Source organism: Prosthecobacter sp. (assembly GCF_044232965.1).
GTDB lineage: Bacteria > Verrucomicrobiota > Verrucomicrobiia > Verrucomicrobiales > Verrucomicrobiaceae > Prosthecobacter.
In genome coordinates, this window is sequence record NZ_JBIIKX010000022.1 from 38,038 (window position 1) to 56,294 (window position 18,257).

Genomic DNA, 18,257 nt, shown 5'->3' on the forward strand with positions numbered 1-18,257 from the left:
TGTGGGGGCCGCCTTACTTGAGATACTTCTCAAAATCCTTCGGCAGCGCGTCTTTGCCGCCCAGATCGCGACAGACCAAGGCGAGCGATTTTGCCTGCTTCGTCAGTTTGTCATCCTTGGGCGCGGCGGTGATCTTGATGTCAGTCAAACGAAGCGCTGCCACGGCGGCAAGGCGAACCAAGGAGGTGTCAGAGCCAAGATCGAGCGTGAGCGCACGATGGAAGTCCATCAGCGCGAGGTCCGGCTGCTTTTGGGCTTCTTCGTTCCAAACGGCGCGCAAGTAGCATAAACCAGCGAGACGTGACGTGCGCAGCCGCTTGAACGGCGCTTGCGGCAGTTTCAGCGGATTCGCGTCCTCAAATTTTTTGATGAAGGCCCCCAGAGACAGCCAGTCCTTCTTGCCCATCAACGCCCAGCCTTCGAGATCGACGAAATCTTCCGTGTAATGAGCGCCAAAGCTCAGTGGATTGGCCAGTTGCTTGTCCATCACCTTCGCCAGATCGGCATAACGCCCCAGCTTTTGCAGTGACATAAACTGGTACAGCCGCGACAGAGAACCAAAACTGTCCTGCAACGGCACGAGCTTATCAAACTCATCTCCCAACTGAGCAAACAGCTTCTCCGCCTCGGCATAATTGCCCGAAGCAAAGGTTTGCATCGCGAGAGACCAGCCCTTTGGCTCGTCGATGGTCATCTCACGAATGTTTGTCAGTGGCAGCTTGTAACTGCTGCCACCAGTTGGCGCGGTGCTGATGACAATACCGTCTTTTTCAGCACCGAGGAGAAAGGCGGCGGTCGGCTCGCCATTGAGATTGGTGATCTGGATGGCCAGCGGCTCGGCATGCAGGCCGCAGACCGCCAGCAGAAGGAGAAAAATGGGCTTTTTCATGGCGTCACGACGGTTCATTCACGCACACCCCACAGCCCCTCGTCGGGATGCTCGGGCGCGTTGAGCTTCTTGCGCAGGGTTTTGTAGTGCTCCTTGGCCTTTTTGACAAAGGGGCCGGCCACCTCGTGCTCCCCGAGCTTGTACATGCGAGAAACGGTGTCCTTGATGAGACGGAAGGCCTTGTCGTCGTTCCCCTTCTTCATCTGGATCTCGGCGGCGCGCAGACGCGCCTCGGCGGAATACTGGACGACGTTTTCCAACGGTGGTCCGACGAAAGGTGTGTAAGCCTCCAGCGCCTTGTCGGTGTCGTTCAGATTTTCATAGCAATGACCGAGGCGGTAGTAAGCCTCAGCACGGGTGCGGGTGAAGCGCTTGTCCTTGGACATCGCGAGCAGCGTGTCGGCAGCCTCCTGCCACTGCTTGCGGTTGTAATAAATGCGCGCCTTGTCGATCATGGCCTCCTCAACGTACTCCGGCTTGTCCTGCAATTCTCTGATCACTTGATCAAAAGCGCTCACGGCCTCCTGGAAGCTGCCAGCCTCGCCGGTCTTCGCCAGCACCCGCGCCTTGCCCATGAGGGCCAGCGGATAATGCTCCGACTGGCCGCGATCCATGACCGCCTTGAACCAGTCCAGCGCCTCTTTGTCCTTACCTCGATCTGCCAGATCACGCCCCACTTTGACGAGAATATAAGATGAGAGCTCCACCTTGTTGAATTTTTGCAGATCCTCGTAGGCCACTTGAATCTGGGCGGCACGCTTGGGGAATTTGTCTTTGTAGCTGTCGTTCTCCAGCAGGTCGATCTTCGCCATGTTCAGCCAGGCTCGCAGCGTGTTGTTGATCTTCACACCGTCCTGGGGGACGAAATTAGTCAGGCGCTCGAGCAGTGGCTCTGCTCCGACAATGTCGAGGTAGTTCTGTGTGTAAGAGCCGATGGCCTCCTCAATGCCGGCCCCCGTGTCGCCACTGCCAAGCCGCACGATCACCTTTTCCAGCGCGTCGAGCGCTTCCTTGCCGCGTTTCGCCTCTTTAAGCGGCTCCAATGAGCCAACGATGACCTCGGCATCGTAAAATCCACCGCTGTACTTCGCAATGTACTCGTCGTAATACTTGATGACGTCTTTGGGTTTCTTCAGGGCGTTGGCCACGCGAATGAGCTGCACCAGCACGCGGCCCACGATGGCTTTGTGGGACTCGCCCTCAGCCGCCTCACCCAGCTCTCGCGCCTTCAAGTAGGCCGCCTCGGCCTTTTCGTTAGCGTTGAGCATGAGGTGCGAGTCACCGCGCATCGCCAGCGCCCGATCGAGGTCCGGCAGGTTGGGACGACGTTTTTCGAGATCCGCGACGACATCCAGGCACTTCTGGTATTCAGCGAGTTGGAAATGCGACGTGGCGCGGTCCAGCAGCGCAAAACCGATGTATTCGGATTCCGGGAAGTCTTTGTTGAAGGAATCGAGCTTCGGCCCGGCCTCCTGCCATTTCTTCAAACGCACGAGGCTGGATGCCTCGAAATAGCGTGACGCCTCCTTGAACTTGCTCTGTGGAAAGCGCTGGGCATGGGAGGCCAGCTCCTTCTGCGCGTCCTCCGTGCGGCCGAGATTGAAAAACGACGCGCCGATCACGAAATCCGTCAGATCACGGTCTTTGGAGTCCGGCTTCAGCGGTTTGCGGATGTTTTCCGCCAGCTCAATGGCCTGCTGGTATTGCTTCGAGAAAAACACGTTCTCCAGCAGCAGTGTGTTCACATTGCCAGCATACTCATGCTGCGGGAACTCCTTGCGAAACTGCTCGCCGAGCGCCTTTGAAAGATCCTGCTGACCGGTGGCCAGCGCGGTGCGCATGGCACCGAACAACATCATGGGTCGATGCGTGCTCTTTGGCGCGGCGGTAACGCCATACGAATAGATGGAGTAACCTGCGGCAAAATTCCCCAAGCGCTCATAGCAGCCCGCCAGCGTGAGCAGGGCGATCCAGTCGATGCTGTCGTCATCCTGCACCTGGGCGGTGTATTTCTCGATTTCCTTTTTGAGCAGCTCTGGCACGCGGCCCCGGTAGCGCAGCGCACGGCCATTCAGATCATGCAAAATGTCGCTGCCACTTGCCATGAGGCTCAACAAGCGGATGGCGAGCGTCTGCTGTTCGTTTTCCGAGGCGGCGCGAGCCACGCTGAGCAGGCGGGCGTTGAAATCAAACCGCGCCATGTCAAAGGGCGAGAGCTTCAGCTTCGCTCCATGCTGGTCGATGAAGCCGTGAGCCGCTTTTTCAGTCTCCGCATGATTGGTGGTGTCCTTGGCCGTCCAACTGTCCAACAGCGAGAGAAACGCGCGGAACACGCCGTCCGCCTTCGGTGTCACTCCACCCGCACCGGTGATGAGTTGGTCCAGCAGACCCTTCGCCTTGTCCGGCATGCCCGCTTTGGAATAGCACGAGGCCACCTGCACACGAAAGGCCGCGTCATCGTAAGTCCCGGCGGGTGCAGGCTGGCGGGCAAAGGCTTCGTAATCCTTGATCGCATCGGCATACTTGCCCTGGGCCTGCTTGATGATGGCCATTTCAAGCAGCGAAAGCTCCCACACCGGGTTCAGCTTATCCTTGGGCGTGTCCTTGGCATTTTTTCCCTGCGTGTAGCAGGCCTCGTAGGCTTTGAGCGCGTCGTCGAGGCGTTTCAGGTTCTTCAAACAGAAGCCATGGCGGTAATGCATCACGCCGAAGGCCGGGCCGAAGTCAGTGTAGCCGCTGGGACCATACTCCTTCATGATGGTCTCCAGCGGGATGAGCGCCCCGGCCCAGTTCCCCTCCTCCATCAGGGTGCCGGCCTTCTCAAACAGCGTCTGGATGTTCAGATCCTCGGTCTGCGCTCGGACGGGAGCGCCAAATGCCATCATCAGGCCCAAAACCGCGAACAGTGAACGGAGAACGGCGAACTTCATAGGCTACTTCCCTTTCTCAAATCCAGAGAGTGTGATCGTGGTGATGCCGACTTTTGCCAGGCCGTTCATCAGGTCGATGAAACGCTGCTGCTTCGCCTCATCGTCGGAGGTGACGATGACGAGCGGCTTTTTGTTCGTGGCGTCGGTGAGCTGTTTGTAGCGGTCCAGCTCCGACTCCATCTGAGCATCGTCCGCCATGATCTGGTCGGCGATGGAGATCTGCCCTGTGGCGGTGAGGCGGATTTTTAAAGGGTCGATCTGAATGCTGCTGGCCTTGCCGCTGTCCGTCGGCATTTCCATGCTCAGATCCGACTCACGCGGCTCCAACGTCGAGGTGACGAGGAAGTAGATCAGCAGCAGAAAGCTCACGTCGATCAGCGAGGAGATGTCCAGTGCCGGATCCTCCACTTGTTCTGATTCGAAGCGTTTCTTTTTGGCCATGAGTGTCTGAAATGGGGGCTGCTAACCTTTTTTCGCCGCCGGGAAGGCGCTGAAGATGATGGTGCTGACTCCGGCATCCCCGGAGGCCTTCACGGCCTGCTTGGAGAACTTCACGATGCTGCGCTTGTCGCCCCGCAGCAGCACTTTGGGCGTGGTCCCAGCATCGACCTTCTCCTTGCGCTGAGTGACGTACTCGGTCACCGCGGCCATGTCCGGCAGCGGCTCTTTATTGTCCTTACCGAAGGTGCCGTCGTCATAGACGTGCAGGACGATACGCCCGGCGGCCTCTTCTGGCGGGCGGGCATTCGTCGCCACCGGCAGTTCGACACGCGGGTCGATCTGGTTCGTCAGCATGCGGGAGCTGACCATGAAGAACAGGATGAGCTGGAACACCATGTCGATCATCGACGAGGAGTCCATTTTGCACTCCTCCTCGAGTCCTTTGATGCTGGTCAGCTTTTTCTTCATCGCGTGAAACTCGTCTGAGGTGCGGATGAATCAGAGCGCGATACCTTCGGGAATCTTAGCCGCCTTGGCCTCGCCATGAGCGGAGTTCACACAGGCGTCGAGCAGTTCATTGGCAGCCGCCACGGACTCGGCCACCAAGTCATTGAGGCGGTTTTTGAAGAAGTAGAAGAGAGCGAGGCTGGGAATCGCCACGAACAAACCGGCAAAGGTCGTCAGCAAGGCCACCGAGATGTCACCCGCGAGCTTGGAAGGCTCCGCACCACCGGTCTGCGCCAGAATTTCGAAGGCGCCCACCATGCCCACCACCGTGCCGAACAGACCAAGCATCGGCGAGATCTGCGCCAGGACGGAGAAGTTGCTGATCCACTTTTGATACGGACGCATCTCATTGCCCGCAAAATCCGCCATCGCGCTCTCCACATCTTCACGACCGAGTGTCTCGCCTTTGGTGGCGTCGAAGTGGGGCAGCGCCACGGTCATCATGCGGCCGAGGAACGTGGGACTCTGAGCGGCGGTCTCGATCGCGCTGCGTACCCGGCACTGATGCATGAGGTCGAGCAACTGGGTCTTCAAAATGGCCGGCGTGAACTTCGACTTCGTCATCGTCATCGCGCAGAGCACGGTGTAAGTCAGCGCCATCACCGAGCACAGGCCGAGCGGGGTCATCCACACGCCGCCATCCGCCACCCACTTCTGCCACCATGATTTCGGCGGAGGCGCGTCAGCGGCGGCGTCTGTGGCCTGGGCCAGGAGATCAGGCGTCAGCACGAAGGCCAGGGCAAGCGCGGTCAAACAAAAGGCAAGGCCGCGATGGCGCGAAATCAGGGTGAATGAAGGTTTGATCATGGCGTGTGGCTTTAAATCCGAATTTTCGAGCGCTATTTCAACGGTTCACGCCGCAAGGCGCAAGGGAGAAATGCCCAGATGGGCGGAAACTTTGCGTCTGGGGCTTCATACGATCTCAGGACGACTTCAATTTCGAGGGCCTGGCTCCTTTTTGCCCAACCCGAAGCTGAAGATGATCCCCGCCGCCGCCAACATGGAGCAGCACAGGTAATACAGGCCGCCCACAAACGATCCCGTGACCTTCTCGACTGTACCGAGGACATAGGGACCGAGGAATCCGCCGAGATTGCCGATGGAGTTGATGAGACCGATGCTGCCCGCTGCGGCGGACTCGGTGAGAAACAGGCTCGGCAGCGCCCAAAAGGCGGGCATGTAGCTCTTGAAGCCCGCAAAGGCGAACATCAGGCACACCATGGTCAGCACCAGGTTTCCCTGCGTGTGCGGCATCAGGCCCAAGGCAGCGGAGCCCATGACAATCGGCAGCACGGCATGCCAGCGGCGTTCTTTGAAGTGATCTGAGCTCCAGCCCATAAAAAGCTGGCCGCACATCGCCACGGCAGGCGGCAGCATGATGAGCCAGGTGAGCTGGTTCATGTCCATGGCATACCAGGACTTCAAAATGCTCGGCATGAAGAACTCGATGCCGTAGCTGCCGGTCACGGTGCAGAAATACACCAGCGCCAGCAGCAGCACCTTGGGGTGCTTCAGCGCTTGCGGCACCGTCATGCGCTTGCCTTTGCGTGTCTCGGCACGTTCACGCTCCAGCTCGGACTCCAGCGCCTCGCCTTCCTCGGCGGTCAGCCATTTCGCCTGCTTGGGCCGGTCCACCAGCCAGAAGTACACACAGAAGCCCAGCACCACGGCAGGCACGGCCCAGAACACATAGACCCACTGCCAGCCCACCATGCCGAGCACGGGCGGCTGATCGGCGTGGCCGATGGCGAGCAACCAGTTGGAAATCTTTGGGCTGATGATCTGCGCAAACGGCGTGGCGATGATGAACGTGGCCAGCGCACGTGCCCGGTCGCGACTGGGGAACCAGTGGGTCAAATACACCACCACGCCAGGAAAGAACCCTGCCTCGGCGAGTCCCAGCAGGAAGCGCACCGTGTAAAACTGCCAGGGCGTCGTCACCGCCGCCGTGAGGCCCGCCATCACGCCCCAGGTGATCATGATGCGGCAGATCCACTTCCGCGCGCTCCAGCGCTCCACCATCAGCGTGCCTGGAATCTCCAGCAGGAAGTAGCCGAGAAAGAAAATGCCCGCGCCGAAGCCGATGACCGCGTTGTCAAAGCCAGGCAGGTCGCGCGTCATCGTCAGCTTCGCCACCGCCACGTTCTGCCGGTCCACATAGGCGATCATGTAGCTCACAAACAGCAACGGCAGCAGCCGTCGGTAGGCTTTGCTGCGGGCGCGGTTCAGCGCGGCTTCATGACTGGCGACGTCGGAGGAATGCATGGACGAAACAGGACGCACGTCAGCTCATCTTCTTTCGCTCCACGTCAGTGTGGCTGATGCAGCCTGCGGTGCTTGCGTGCAGGAGCGCGGACGCCCCGTCCGCTTCGACTCGACCCCGTCCGCACTCGGGTAACCGCCGAACGCATCCCCGCCCCCCTTCCAGGCCGAACCTGTCCGCTCGAATGCCTCGCGCTCGGCGCATTTCAAGAGCCTGCCCAGCCATCGCGGTCACGGCTCGACTCCCACCCCTTTCTTGCCCACACTGTCAAGTATCGGCCCCCGACCCGAATGGCACCGAACGCTTCGGATCAGGCGACGGCGAGCGGGAAGCGTCGATGACACGACAGATGCCATACGAGCCGTTGCCTGCATCCGTTTTGTTCGCCCGTTGCGTTCGTCCTTAATGCTTCGCTCAAGTGGAGCTTGTCCGGATAAACTTTGGTGATGATGCGGCGGAGAACACGAAAACCTAGATCAGAAAAGCCCACTCTGGGAGCGATGCTCTGGTCAACATGTTGTCCGTCAGCATACCAATCAGCCACGCGGCATTGAAAACAGATCAAGAAATCAAGGCGGTGCCCACCTTGTTCGATTCTGAGCATCGCGCCAGGGTTATACAGACAGGCCTGCCCTAAACCCACTTGATATGCGTTCATGGCGCGGAGTGTGCGCGACAATGGATCAACGTCATCGGCTGCGACTTCTGCCCCCTCAGACGCGAAGCGAAAGCTTCCGTAATGAATCGATCCTTCACTCGAACGGAGGTGGATCGTGATCGCTGCTGGTGTGGCGAGCAAGTCGTGAATCCACGGAAGACGATAAATGTCTTCGAGCTTGGCATCTGGAAACATGAAACTCTCAAGCCCAGCATCGGCCTCTGAGAAGGAAGCTGTGACGGCTGCCTTCTCAGGACGACTGACGAACCATAATGCGGACAGCGCGCCTCCGAGAAGGAGTCCTGTCACCATTCCGGCTGTAAATTCAAAACGCATGGCAAGCGTGGTTGGGCGAACAGTGTGGATGGTTAACAGATCGTGAGGTTTGTCAGCAGCTTTATCGCCAACGTTTTTGTCGGAAAAGTACGGGCTGTGGTGCTCATGGGTGTCGTTTTACCCTCCCATGCCGTGGATGGGCAACAAAAATGTGGCTTTGCAACGGCATAGGAGGGTAAATTCCATGTGTGAATATTCCAAACCCCCAACCCAAACTGGAGGAGCGGCTGCGCGGCGTGCTGCGCCTGAAACAGTACAGCAAGCGGACGGAAGAAGGCTATGTGCAATGGTACAAACGCTATGTTCTCTTCCAAGCGCAGATGACAGGCCGGATGAAGCATCCACAGGAGATGGGGACGGCGGAAGTCACGGCGTTTCTGACGAATCTAGCGGTGAATAAAAACCTCGCCGCAGCCTCCCAGAACCAAGCGCTGAACGCACTGGTGTTTTTATACCGGGAGGTGCTCAAGATCGACTTGGAGGGCATTGATGCTGTCAGGGCGAAGAGATCGCAGCGCCTGCCGGTGGTTTTGACGCAAGAGGAGGTGAAGACCCTGCTGGTTGGCGTGAAGGGTGCGGCGGGACTGGCGGTGAAGCTGCTGTACGGTTGTGGGCTGCGGGTGGCGGAGGTGCTGGCGCTGCGGGTGAAGGACGTGGATGTGAGCGGCGGGAAGATCGAGGTGCGTGGTGGAAAAGGCGATAAAGACCGAGTCATCACACTGCCGAAAAGCCTGCTGCACCCCATCGAAGAGCATTTGAAACAGGTGCGGGCCGTCTTTGATGCCGACCGGCGAGACGGGGTGCCGGGCGTGGCGATGCCGAAGGCCTATGACGTGAAGAACCCCAAAGCAGCGGAGAGCTGGCCGTGGTTTTGGTTGTTGACTCGCACGCCTCCTCCGGCGTGTCTCGCCCTTCGGGCTGCCTAGCGGCAGTCTGTCTCGCGCCTGCCTCCGGCGCTCGGCTGCCCTCCGCCAAAGTATGGGATGACCTGGAGCGGGATGGCAGCCCACGCACGGGTAGCCGTGCTTACGGGCGGGGGCGGCACCACTTGCATGAGATCGCCATCACACGGGAACTGGAGCGTGCGGCGAAGCTGGCGGGTCTGAGCAAGAGGGTGACGGCGCATGTGTTGCGCCATAGCTTTGCCACGCATCTCGTGCTGCGGGGCATCGACATCCGTTCCGTGCAGCAGCTCTTGGGACATTCAGACGTGCGCACGACGGAGATTTATACCGCTCTTGCCAAGGCGATGCGTGGGGAGATCACCAGCCCGTTGGATGATTTGTGAGGAGCAGGCCAGAGCCGCACTCATATTCTTAGGTTGGGCGGCTTTTGACCCAGCGGAGGCCGTGGCGGTAGGAGGTGCAAAAAATTTATCCGCCTCAGTTTCAATGCATCAAGAATAGGGGCGCATTTTCGGCTCGACGCAGCGCGGGGTGGCATGGTTGAATTTCGTTAATTCATGCGCCCAACCTCGCGTGAAGGCTTTGCGGATGGTTTTCCAAAATCGCTCGTATCGACAGGCAGGCGAAAGCGCCACCTGGACGCAAGCGGCTTGCCTGCAAGGGAGAATTCCCCTTCGCGGTGCTCCATGGAGTGCTGGCAGCCTGTGCAATGGATTGAGGCACAAGGGGCAAGACCTTGGACAAGGCCGGAATCCAAGGATCGGATCGGGCGGTGCGGCTGCCGCATGGCGGAATCTGAAGCTCAGATCGTGGCTTGCGGCTGCCGCATGGCGGAATCTGAAGCTCAGATCGTGGCCTGCGAGTGCCGCATGGCAGATTCTGAAGCTCAGATCGTGGCTTGCGAGTGCCGCATGGCAGATTCTGAAGCTCAGATCGTGGCCTGCGAGTGCCGCATGGCAGAATCTGAAGCTCAGATCGTGGCCTGCGAGCGCCGCATGGCAGAATCTGAAGCTCAGATCGTGGGCGGCGGGAGCCGCACAGGCACGGCGGACGAGGGCTTGGCCCCGCCCTGCCTGCGACGAGCCGAATGTAAACGGGGGAGGCGGCGTGGGGCCATGAAACCTGTCACCTGGGATTCAGGAGTCACTTGGGATGATAAAAACCTCCGCTGGGGAAATCCTTCCTACCTACTTGAGCCAGGAGACCCTGGCTACATCCACACGGCACCCGCAAGTGCTGCCGCCAACACGCAGAAACGCCACACCACCATGAACAACGAAACACCGCGCAATCAGAAACTACTGCTCGCCCTGGCCAAAGAAATGAAGTCCGGGGCGGCTGCGTTGCAGGACGTCATCGGCCTGCATCATCACCGCGATACCACCTTCAACACCGCGATCCTGAAGCTGGAGGGAGACCCCGCCGCCGCTCCCGGCAGCAATGCCAACAAGGGCAGCCAGCTCGTCTTCAAAATGTGCGAGGACGCCGCCAAGGACGCCCGCACGGCGTTGAAAACACTCAGCGATGGCGCGGTGAAAACCCTGCTCACCGGCTACCGCGATGTAATGGAGGGCGTGCATGGCCGCACCCACAACGCCGGCTGGGCGGCGGCGGGCTTCACCCAAAACACCCGCGTGCCAGAAAAACACGATGAGCGCCAGTCGCTGCTGGGCACGATGCGCTCCTACCTCGCGGCCAACACCGGCCATGAGGCCTCCCTGCCACAGCCCAGCGGCCCGCCCCTGGCGGTGACGGCCGCCGCCGCACTGGCCCTGAGCGCCACCTTTCAGACCGCACGCGATCTGGTGAACACGAAAGAGAGTGATCAGGCGCTCTGCAAGAATCTGCGGGACGCGGACAAGGACGCGCTCTTCAAGGTCGTGTCTGACGCCATCGTAGAACTGCGCACCCTGCTGGCGGCGGATGATCCGCGCTGGGAGGTCTTTGGCCTGAATATTCCGGCGAACCCCAATCCGCCCGAGGGCGTGAGCAGCGTGACACTGACTGCCGTGAGCGCGGGCAAGGAGGAGCTGTCCTGGACCCGCGCCCGCCGCGCCACTTATTACCGCATCTTCATCAAAATCCACGGTGTGGACGCGGACTTCCGCGCCCTGGCGAATGACGCGGACCTGGACCACACCCTCAAAGACCTCACGCCGGGCAGCACCCTTTCCGTTTATGTGGTGGCCGCCAATGACGGCGGTGAGGCCCCCCCCTCTCCCACCGTGACGAAGGTGGTCGGGGCATGACCAACGATTTCCGTGCCGTGAGGCCACAGCACGGAGAGCCGGTGGGTCTATGGCATACCACCGCTTGAAATCAGAGCCCTGAGCACGAAATACCCGGCTCTCATGCTCTCCTCCCTGTCTGAACTGCTTCAGCGCAAGACCAGCGGCCCCAAGATCGCCGTTCTCACCGCCTATGACTACCCCACCGGCCGCATGCTCGATGACGCCGGGATCGACTTGATCCTCGTGGGTGATTCGCTCGGCATGGTGGTGCATGGCCTGCCGGACACCACAGGAGTGACCATGGACATGATGCTCATTCACACCGCCTCCGTCTGCCGGGGCGTGAAACGCGCCCCGGTCATCGCCGACCTGCCCTTCGCGAGCTACCGCACACCGGAAGAGGCTGTTTTTAACTCCAAGCGCCTCATGGACTGCGGAGCCGCCGCCGTGAAGCTGGAAGGAGGCGTGTCCATGCTGCCGCAAGTGAGTGCCATCATCGCCGCGGGGATTCCCTTCATCGGCCACATCGGCATGCTGCCGCAGAGCGTGAAGGAGGAAGGCGGCTACAAGAAGAAAGGCAAGACCAGCGAGCAAATCGACCGCCTCATCGCCGACGCACGCGCTTTGGATGAAGCCGGGGCTTGCGCGATGGTCCTGGAAAGCATCGTGCCCGAGGTCGCCACACAGATCACGGGTTTTGTCAAAGCCAGCACCATCGGCATCGGCGCGGGAAACGGCACCGACGGCCAGGTTCTCGTCACGCCGGACATTCTCGGCAGCTTTCCGTGGTTCAGGCCGCCGTTTGCGAAAGCCCGTGCCGACGTGGCAGGTGAGACGCTACGTGCCGTGCGCGAATACATCGCCGATGTGCGCGGTTAACTCTCCGCGTCCATGTCTGGCGTGTGAAAATCCACCCCGTGGATTTTTTCTGTCTCATGCGGCGTGGTGAGCACCTTCCAGATGCACCAGGAGAACAGCACGGTGACGATGCCGACGGAGAGAAGCATGACGATGAGGCCTGAAGTGGTCATAGGAGTGTGCGGCTAAAAATTAAGCGTCATGTTTGGGCAGGCCTTGTTCGGCGCGCTTGTAGGCCTTGGAACGTGCCGACAGCAGCCCAAAGAAGAACGCCACGATGACCACCAAGGCAACGCTGAGCTGCGCGGCCTGATTCGTTGCCACCGGCTTGCCGTCCTTCACGCCACCGATCAAATCGACCACATAGGACGAAGCCGCGCCGAACTTGAAGGTGCTCAAATCAAAACCAAACACGCTGGTGAGCACCGTGAGAGAAAAAACCGCCAGCAGGAACAGCGGGCAGATCCACTTCATGATGATACCAAAGAACGCCGGAATGCGGATGGCAGCGCCCTGATGCGCCTCCTTCAAGCCACGCTCAATGCCCCAGTGCCAGCCGAAGACGATGATCTGGATTGTGGCGAGGATGAAGATCAGAAAGGTGCCCACCCAGAAGTCCAGTGTGTCGAGCGCCTTCAAGTCCTGGGTGAAATAGACCACGAACACCGTGCCCAGTGTCGTCAGCAGGCCCAGGATGGTCACACTGACCTTGCGACCGACATTCATGGCCTCTTCGAGGAAGGCGATGCCCGGTTGCAGCATCGAAATCGAGCTCGTGATGGCCGCCAGGAACAGCATGAAGAAAAACGCGCCACCAAAGAAAGCTCCCAGCGGCATCTTGGCGAACACCAGCGGCAGCACCGTGAAGCCGAGGCCAAACGTCCCCTGCCCCGCCACTGACGCGAGGCCCAGGAACGCCACCGCCGCCGGCACGGTGATCAATCCGCCCAAGGCCACCTCGCAGAACTCGTTCGCGCTGCTCGCCGTGAGCCCGCTGAGCACCACATCGTCTTTTTTGCCCAGGTAACTGGCATACACGATGATCACGCCAAACCCGACCGAGAGACTGAAGAAAATCTGCGCCGCCGCCGCCATCCACAGCAGCGGGTTTTTAAGCTGCTGCCATGGTGTGATGGTGACCAGCTTCAAAGCGCCGCCGCTGGCCGCCACCTTTTGCTCGGCGGCTGCGATGGCTGCTGAGCCCACCAACTCCTCCACCACCTTCTTTTCTCCTGCCGCAGGCTGCGCGCGCTCGATTTGCACCTTGCTCGGATTCCACATGTAGCCCAGTCCATTGACCACGTTGTCATGCGGCTTCGCCGGATCGGGCGCGCCGAGCGTCATCACACGCGCCAGCACCACCAGCGCCAGCACAATCAGCAGCGGCATGCCGTAATTGCACATCTTCTCGATGCCACCGGACAGGCCGCGATAGATCAGCCAGAAGTTGAACACAAACACCAGCATGAGCCACGGCAACGCGGCATTCCACGAAGGCGTGAGAGCTGAGCCGTCCGCGATCTGCCCGCTCATCGCCTTGAACATCTCCACCGCGCTTTCCGTGCTCGTGAGGTGGATGCCACCTGTCCAGAACTTCACGGCGTAGCCCAGGCACCACGACTCGATGAACACATAGTACATGTAAATCACCACCGGCACGATCACGCCGATGATGCCGATGTACTTGGCCCAGCGCTTGTTCAAAATCGCCGCGAACGCGCCCGGACACGAATTGTAGCCTCGGCTGCCCGCGTAGCGCCCCATGGCCCACTCCGCCCAGCCGATGGGCAGGCCGATGATGAGGAACGAGATCGCGTAGGCCAGCATGAAGGCGCCGCCACCATACTGCGCCGCCAGTCCGGGAAAACGCAGGAAGTTGCCCAACCCCACCGCGCTGCCCGCGACGGCCATGATGACTCCAAGACGTGATCCCCAGGCTTCTTTTTTCTGTGACATGGCGGCGAGGTTAGGCAAGTCACCACAAAGCGACAAGCCGCAATTCATCCCCGAAGCAAATCCAGGGCCGGAAATGCCGGAAACCGAGGCTACGACTGCTCGAACGCGTGCGCCACACGGAGCACGGTGGTTTCATCCAATGCCTTGCCGACGATTTGCAGCCCGACCGGCAGCGCCTTGCCCTCCACCTCGACCGTGCCGCATGGCACGCTGATGCCAGGAAGACCGGCGAGGTTCACCGGAATGGTGAAAACGTCCTCCAGGTAGGCCGCGAGCGGGTTGTCCTTCATCTCACCGAGCTTGTGCGCTGGCATGGGGCTGGTGGGAGAGAGGATGACATCGACCTTTTTGAAGGCCTCGGTGAAGTCGTCGCGGATCAGAGTGCGAGCCTTCTGAGCACGGATGTAGTAGGCGTCGTAGTAGCCGGAGCTGAGAACGTAGGTGCCGAGCAGAATGCGGCGCTTCACCTCGGGGCCGAAGCCTTCGGAGCGCGAGCGGGTGTAATGCTCCATCAAATCACCCGCGCTGGCGCTGCGGTGGCCGTAGCGCACGCCATCGAAGCGGGCAAGGTTGGCGGAAGCCTCCGCCGGGGCGAGCACATAGTAGGTGGCGACGCCGAGCTCGGTGTGAGGCAGGCTGATTTCCTCAATGATCGCTCCCAAGGACTCCAGCTTGCGAATCGCGGCCTGGACACTGGCCGCGACGCCCGGATGAATGCCGTTGATGTAATATTCCTTGGGCAGGCCGATGCGCAGGCCCTTGATGTCCTTTCCGAGCGAGGCGGTGAAATCAGGCGTCTCGACATTCAGCGAGGTAGAGTCACGCGGATCGTGACCGCAAAGGTGATTTAGCAGCAGGGCGGAGTCTGCGACGGTCTTGGTCAGCGGGCCGATTTGATCGAGCGAGGAGGCGAACGCGACCAAGCCGTAGCGGGAAATGCGTCCGTAGGTCGGCTTGATGCCCACGCAGCCGCAAAGCGCCGCAGGCTGGCGGATCGAGCCACCGGTGTCGGAACCCAATGCCGCGATGGCGAGATCACCGGCCACGGCTGAGGCGCTTCCGCCGCTGGAGCCGCCGGGCACGCGCTCCAGGTCACGCGGATTGCGGGTGACGCCGAGCGCGGAGTTCTCCGTGCTCGATCCCATGGCGAACTCGTCCATGTTCAAGCGGCCAAACGGGACAGCGCCTGCCGTGCGCAGCCGTTGAATCACGCCCGCGTCATAAGGAGCAGTGTAATTTTCCGCCAGAATGCGCGAGCCGCAGGTGCAGGGCTGGCCGGTGACGTTGATGTTGTCTTTGATGGCAATCGGGATGCCGCCGAGCGGGCTGGTTTTGTCGGCTTTATCCGCTTCTGCCAGCGCCGCGTCGATGTCCCAGGAAAGGTAGGCTCCGAGGCTGGTGTTGCGGGATTCGATCGCCTTGGCGAGATCAAGGACGATGTCACGCGGTGTAATGTCACCAGCGACGAGCTGCTGGCGGAGCGTGGTGATCGTGGAGGAGGCAAGCATGAAACGGTGGGCAGTGAGAAAGGCGGATTACTCGATCACTTTGGGGATTTGAATCTGGTCGCCCGAGCGCTTCGGTGCATTGGCCAGCGCCTGCTCCTGTGTGAAGCCCGGGCGTGACACGTCAGCACGCAGCACATCGTAAACCGGCATCGCGTGAGCCGTCGGCTCAGCCGCTCCGAGGTCATGCTGCGCCAGGGTGTCGATGTAGGTCAGAATCCCGTCCAATTGGGCCGCATAACGCGCCGCCTCGTCCTCGGTGAGCGTGAGCCGCGCCAGTTTGGCGACGTGGTGGATGTCAATTTGATGAGCTGCGGGCATGAGGAGAGCACCTTTCTTGCCAGCAGGCGGCCCGCTTTGCAAACAAAAGGCGCAGGCTGTTTTCAGCCTGCGCCTGGAAAGAAAAACTGATGGTGTGATTACCAGTGCTGAGAACGGGCGTAACTAGCCGACGAATGAGATCCCAACTCGGGAGCGAACTGTGTGTACCCCCACCAACTGTCCTGGGACTCCTTGGTGACATAGGTAGGACGGTAAGTGCGTTTCCAACTAGCGACCGGGAAGGTGGCAGTTTCATAGATACCGTGAACAGCGCGCACCAAGGTGCGCTTGGTGCCTTCGATCAAGAAATCTGAGGCAGCAGCAACAGAACCGTCAGTCGCATTTGCTTTCGTCCATGCAGAAGGATACTCAAGCCAGCCGAAAAGAATGTTACCGACGCCACGGCTGAGCTTACGGCTCCAATTAAAGTGATGGCCCGGAGGAGACTGGATGTCGCCAAAGGCGGTGGTGGTCAGAACCATGGCGACGGTGGCAAGGAGTAATTGGCGGATTTTCATGCTCTTGAATATGATTAACAAAATTATGACCTGTTTGGCAACCACGAATTTGGGCTTTTTTACACCAGATCTTCAACTTCCTCAGGCTGGTTTGTCTTTAGCGGCCTGATTGCGCATGCGTCGCCATGAGGCACGGTGATTTTGTGCCCAGTCACTGAGGGCAAACTCAAAACCAATGTCATGTCCGGCATTCTCGCTAGCGATCCATTTGAGGCGTTGAATCTCATCCAATTCAGCCAGAAATTCACCGTATGGCAGGAGATAATGAGGCAGATTTGGGTGGGGGGGCATGGATTTATGACCCATTGGCGCAGGCGGCCCTAGGTTCAAGCCGCCTTTCAAAGCTATTTCAGGGAGGGGATTTTCACCCCTCTGGAAAGAAAGCAAATGACAAGAAAGAGTCAGCCCCTATATACTCTATTTTCAGTCACTCGTTCAAGCCGGAGTAGCTCAGTGGTAGAGCATCGCATTCGTAATGCGAGGGTCGCGGGTTCGAATCCCGCCTTCGGCTCCATACAAAACGCGTGTCCCCCATGACCAACCCAAGCATCGCTGACAATGATCCGCCACGCCGCAGCCGCACCCGGCGGCGTGAGGCCATGATCAATGCGATCGCCACGGCACTGGGCTGCATGGCGCTCGTTGTCATGATCGCCACGATCGTTCGCGTGGTCATGGTCAAATTATGGGAGTCCTCCAAGGTGAATCCTGAATACGTCCAGTCTGTTTACGACGGCGGAATGGAGCGCCGTTGGTCAGGCCGCAGTCATGAGCAAACCGCGCTGCTCGCCGAAGACAGCGCCAAGGTTGATGAGACAACCAAGGCCACAGCTACCATCGCTCCGCCTCATGCTGGGACGCCTGTCACACACAGTTTGCCCCTCACCCAGGAAGCCCGCCCCCCTAGTTCCCGACTTCCCCTCGGCGCTGTGTCCAGCATTCAGGACATCGACAACAAACGACAAAAGATCGAAACCACCATTCGTGGCTTTTTTGAGTCTGACACCATCGAGAAAAAGCTGGCCTATGTGCGCGACCCCCAGCGTGTGCGCCCTTTGATGGAGAATTTTTACCGCAATCGCTCCCTGGAACATCGTGAATGGAAAAGCCTCGGCTGGATACTTCCGGTAGAGGAGCCAGGTTACCGTCTCGGTTATGCCCAGGCCGTCTTTGGCGATGCCGAACCCGTCAGCTTGATCATTGAAGAGCTGGGGGACGGCGGCTTCCGGGTGGATTGGGAAAGCTCAGTGCGCTACGGAGAGATTGGCTGGAATGAATTCATCCAGACCCAGCCCGCCACACCCAAGCTCTTTCGCGTGATTGCCTCCAAACCGCGTCATGCTCCATCCGCCGAGGCACCGCAGGGCAGCGAAATTCTCGAAATCAAGCACCCCGAGGAAGACGACGTGATCTATGCCTATTTCGACCGGCAGGATCCCAAATTTCAACCCCTCCTCCAGCAGCTTCAAACTGGGAACTGGAAAGATGTACCTCTCACACTGCGGCTCTGCTATCCGGGCCCTGCAGGCAGCGGCAAAAGCGTGCGTATCGCCGATGTCGAAGGCAAAGGATGGCTGATCTTGCAAAGAACTAGGAGCTAGACAGTGAGCAAATCCAAAAGCATCAAGAAAAAGGCGGCCCAGGGAAAGGCCATGCCTGTTGCGCCCAGCAAGCCTAAAAAATCGGCAGCCGCCAAAAAGCCCGCCTCCAAACCGGCTCAGAAAAAGAAGGGCAAACCAGCTCCCACGAAGAAACCGCTCACAAAAGCCAAGCCCGCCCCTAAAAAGGTGGTCAAAAAGCCAGCGGCCAAGCCAGTGCCAGCGAAAAAGGCCACAAAAAAGGTTCTCCCGAAGCCCCCGGTTAAAAAAGCCGCGGCCAAGCTGCCTCCGGCTAAAACTGCCCCCGCCAAAACCGCTCCACCCAAGCCGTCCCCCCCAGC

18 protein-coding genes and 1 tRNA gene are annotated in these 18,257 nt (G+C 59.7%); 6 read left to right on the forward strand and 13 right to left on the reverse strand.

Annotation, left to right across the window (positions count from 1 at the left end; genetic code table 11):
- Positions 1-13: 13 nt before the first annotated feature.
- The 7 genes from ACILSI_RS11630 to ACILSI_RS11660 form a co-directional block, all read right to left on the reverse strand.
- A complete protein-coding gene (locus tag ACILSI_RS11630; protein ID WP_395722049.1) occupies positions 14-889 on the reverse strand; it encodes a hypothetical protein in 876 nt (291 codons plus the stop codon).
- Positions 890-903: 14 nt separating this feature from the next.
- Positions 904-3,819 carry a tetratricopeptide repeat protein gene (locus tag ACILSI_RS11635; protein ID WP_395722050.1) on the reverse strand — a complete coding sequence of 972 codons (2,916 nt, stop codon included), beginning with the start codon at positions 3,817-3,819 and terminating at the stop codon, positions 904-906.
- A 3-nt stretch (positions 3,820-3,822) separates the two neighbouring features.
- Positions 3,823-4,260, reverse strand: coding sequence for an ExbD/TolR family protein (locus ACILSI_RS11640; RefSeq protein ID WP_395722051.1), 438 nt, complete (start codon positions 4,258-4,260; stop codon positions 3,823-3,825).
- A 21-nt stretch (positions 4,261-4,281) separates the two neighbouring features.
- Positions 4,282-4,728 carry an ExbD/TolR family protein gene (locus ACILSI_RS11645; RefSeq protein WP_395722052.1) on the reverse strand — a complete coding sequence of 149 codons (447 nt, stop codon included), beginning with the start codon at positions 4,726-4,728 and terminating at the stop codon, positions 4,282-4,284.
- A gap of 30 nt (positions 4,729-4,758) precedes the next feature.
- Complete coding sequence (locus tag ACILSI_RS11650; protein WP_395722053.1) at positions 4,759-5,574, reverse strand: MotA/TolQ/ExbB proton channel family protein; 816 nt, start codon at positions 5,572-5,574, stop codon at positions 4,759-4,761.
- A gap of 126 nt (positions 5,575-5,700) precedes the next feature.
- A complete protein-coding gene (locus ACILSI_RS11655; protein WP_395722054.1) occupies positions 5,701-7,032 on the reverse strand; it encodes an MFS transporter in 1,332 nt (443 codons plus the stop codon).
- Positions 7,033-7,340: 308 nt separating this feature from the next.
- The gene (locus ACILSI_RS11660) at positions 7,341-8,024 is read right to left on the reverse strand and encodes a hypothetical protein (protein ID WP_395722055.1); all 684 of its coding nucleotides are present in this window, start codon (positions 8,022-8,024) and stop codon (positions 7,341-7,343) included.
- A gap of 188 nt (positions 8,025-8,212) precedes the next feature.
- Between ACILSI_RS11660 and ACILSI_RS11665 the strand changes: the two genes are divergently transcribed.
- The 4 genes from ACILSI_RS11665 (at position 8,213) to panB (ending at position 12,039) form a co-directional block, all read left to right on the forward strand.
- A complete protein-coding gene (locus tag ACILSI_RS11665; RefSeq protein WP_395722056.1) occupies positions 8,213-8,950 on the forward strand; it encodes a phage integrase N-terminal SAM-like domain-containing protein in 738 nt (245 codons plus the stop codon).
- Complete coding sequence (locus ACILSI_RS11670) at positions 8,926-9,312, forward strand: tyrosine-type recombinase/integrase (RefSeq protein WP_395722057.1); 387 nt, start codon at positions 8,926-8,928, stop codon at positions 9,310-9,312. The genes ACILSI_RS11665 and ACILSI_RS11670 overlap by 25 nt, the downstream gene beginning before the upstream one ends.
- Positions 9,313-10,044: 732 nt before the next feature.
- Complete coding sequence (locus ACILSI_RS11675) at positions 10,045-11,178, forward strand: fibronectin type III domain-containing protein (RefSeq protein WP_395722058.1); 1,134 nt, start codon at positions 10,045-10,047, stop codon at positions 11,176-11,178.
- 102 nt (positions 11,179-11,280) lie between these two features.
- On the forward strand, positions 11,281-12,039 hold the full coding sequence (panB, locus tag ACILSI_RS11680; protein WP_395722059.1) for a 3-methyl-2-oxobutanoate hydroxymethyltransferase: 759 nt from the start codon (positions 11,281-11,283) through the stop codon (positions 12,037-12,039).
- On the opposite strand, the gene ACILSI_RS11685 is transcribed toward panB, so the two are convergent.
- From ACILSI_RS11685 to ACILSI_RS11710, 6 genes are all read right to left on the reverse strand, one after another.
- Positions 12,036-12,167, reverse strand: a complete 132-nt coding sequence (locus ACILSI_RS11685; RefSeq protein ID WP_395722060.1) for a hypothetical protein — start codon at positions 12,165-12,167, stop codon at positions 12,036-12,038. The two genes, panB and ACILSI_RS11685, sit on opposite strands and share 4 nt — an antisense overlap.
- 43 nt (positions 12,168-12,210) lie before the next feature.
- Entirely contained in the window at positions 12,211-13,974 is a 1,764-nt protein-coding gene (locus tag ACILSI_RS11690; protein WP_395722061.1) for a sodium:calcium symporter, read from the reverse strand.
- A gap of 89 nt (positions 13,975-14,063) precedes the next feature.
- Positions 14,064-15,482: an Asp-tRNA(Asn)/Glu-tRNA(Gln) amidotransferase subunit GatA gene (gene gatA, locus ACILSI_RS11695; protein WP_395722062.1), complete on the reverse strand. Its 1,419-nt coding sequence runs from the start codon at positions 15,480-15,482 to the stop codon at positions 14,064-14,066.
- Positions 15,483-15,509: 27 nt separating this feature from the next.
- On the reverse strand, positions 15,510-15,800 hold the full coding sequence (gatC, locus tag ACILSI_RS11700) for an Asp-tRNA(Asn)/Glu-tRNA(Gln) amidotransferase subunit GatC (RefSeq protein ID WP_395722063.1): 291 nt from the start codon (positions 15,798-15,800) through the stop codon (positions 15,510-15,512).
- A 98-nt stretch (positions 15,801-15,898) separates the two neighbouring features.
- Positions 15,899-16,318, reverse strand: a complete 420-nt coding sequence (locus ACILSI_RS11705; protein WP_395722064.1) for an exosortase system-associated protein, TIGR04073 family — start codon at positions 16,316-16,318, stop codon at positions 15,899-15,901.
- 81 nt (positions 16,319-16,399) lie between these two features.
- Positions 16,400-16,624, reverse strand: a complete 225-nt coding sequence (locus ACILSI_RS11710) for a hypothetical protein (protein WP_395722065.1) — start codon at positions 16,622-16,624, stop codon at positions 16,400-16,402.
- Positions 16,625-16,757: 133 nt separating this feature from the next.
- On the opposite strand from ACILSI_RS11710, the gene ACILSI_RS11715 reads away from it, so the two are divergent.
- Together ACILSI_RS11715 and ACILSI_RS11720 are read left to right on the forward strand one after the other, a co-directional pair.
- Positions 16,758-16,832, forward strand: a tRNA-Thr gene (locus ACILSI_RS11715).
- Between the two features lie 19 nt (positions 16,833-16,851).
- Positions 16,852-17,919, forward strand: a complete 1,068-nt coding sequence (locus ACILSI_RS11720) for a hypothetical protein (protein WP_395722066.1) — start codon at positions 16,852-16,854, stop codon at positions 17,917-17,919.
- The last annotated feature ends 338 nt before the right edge of the window (positions 17,920-18,257 follow it).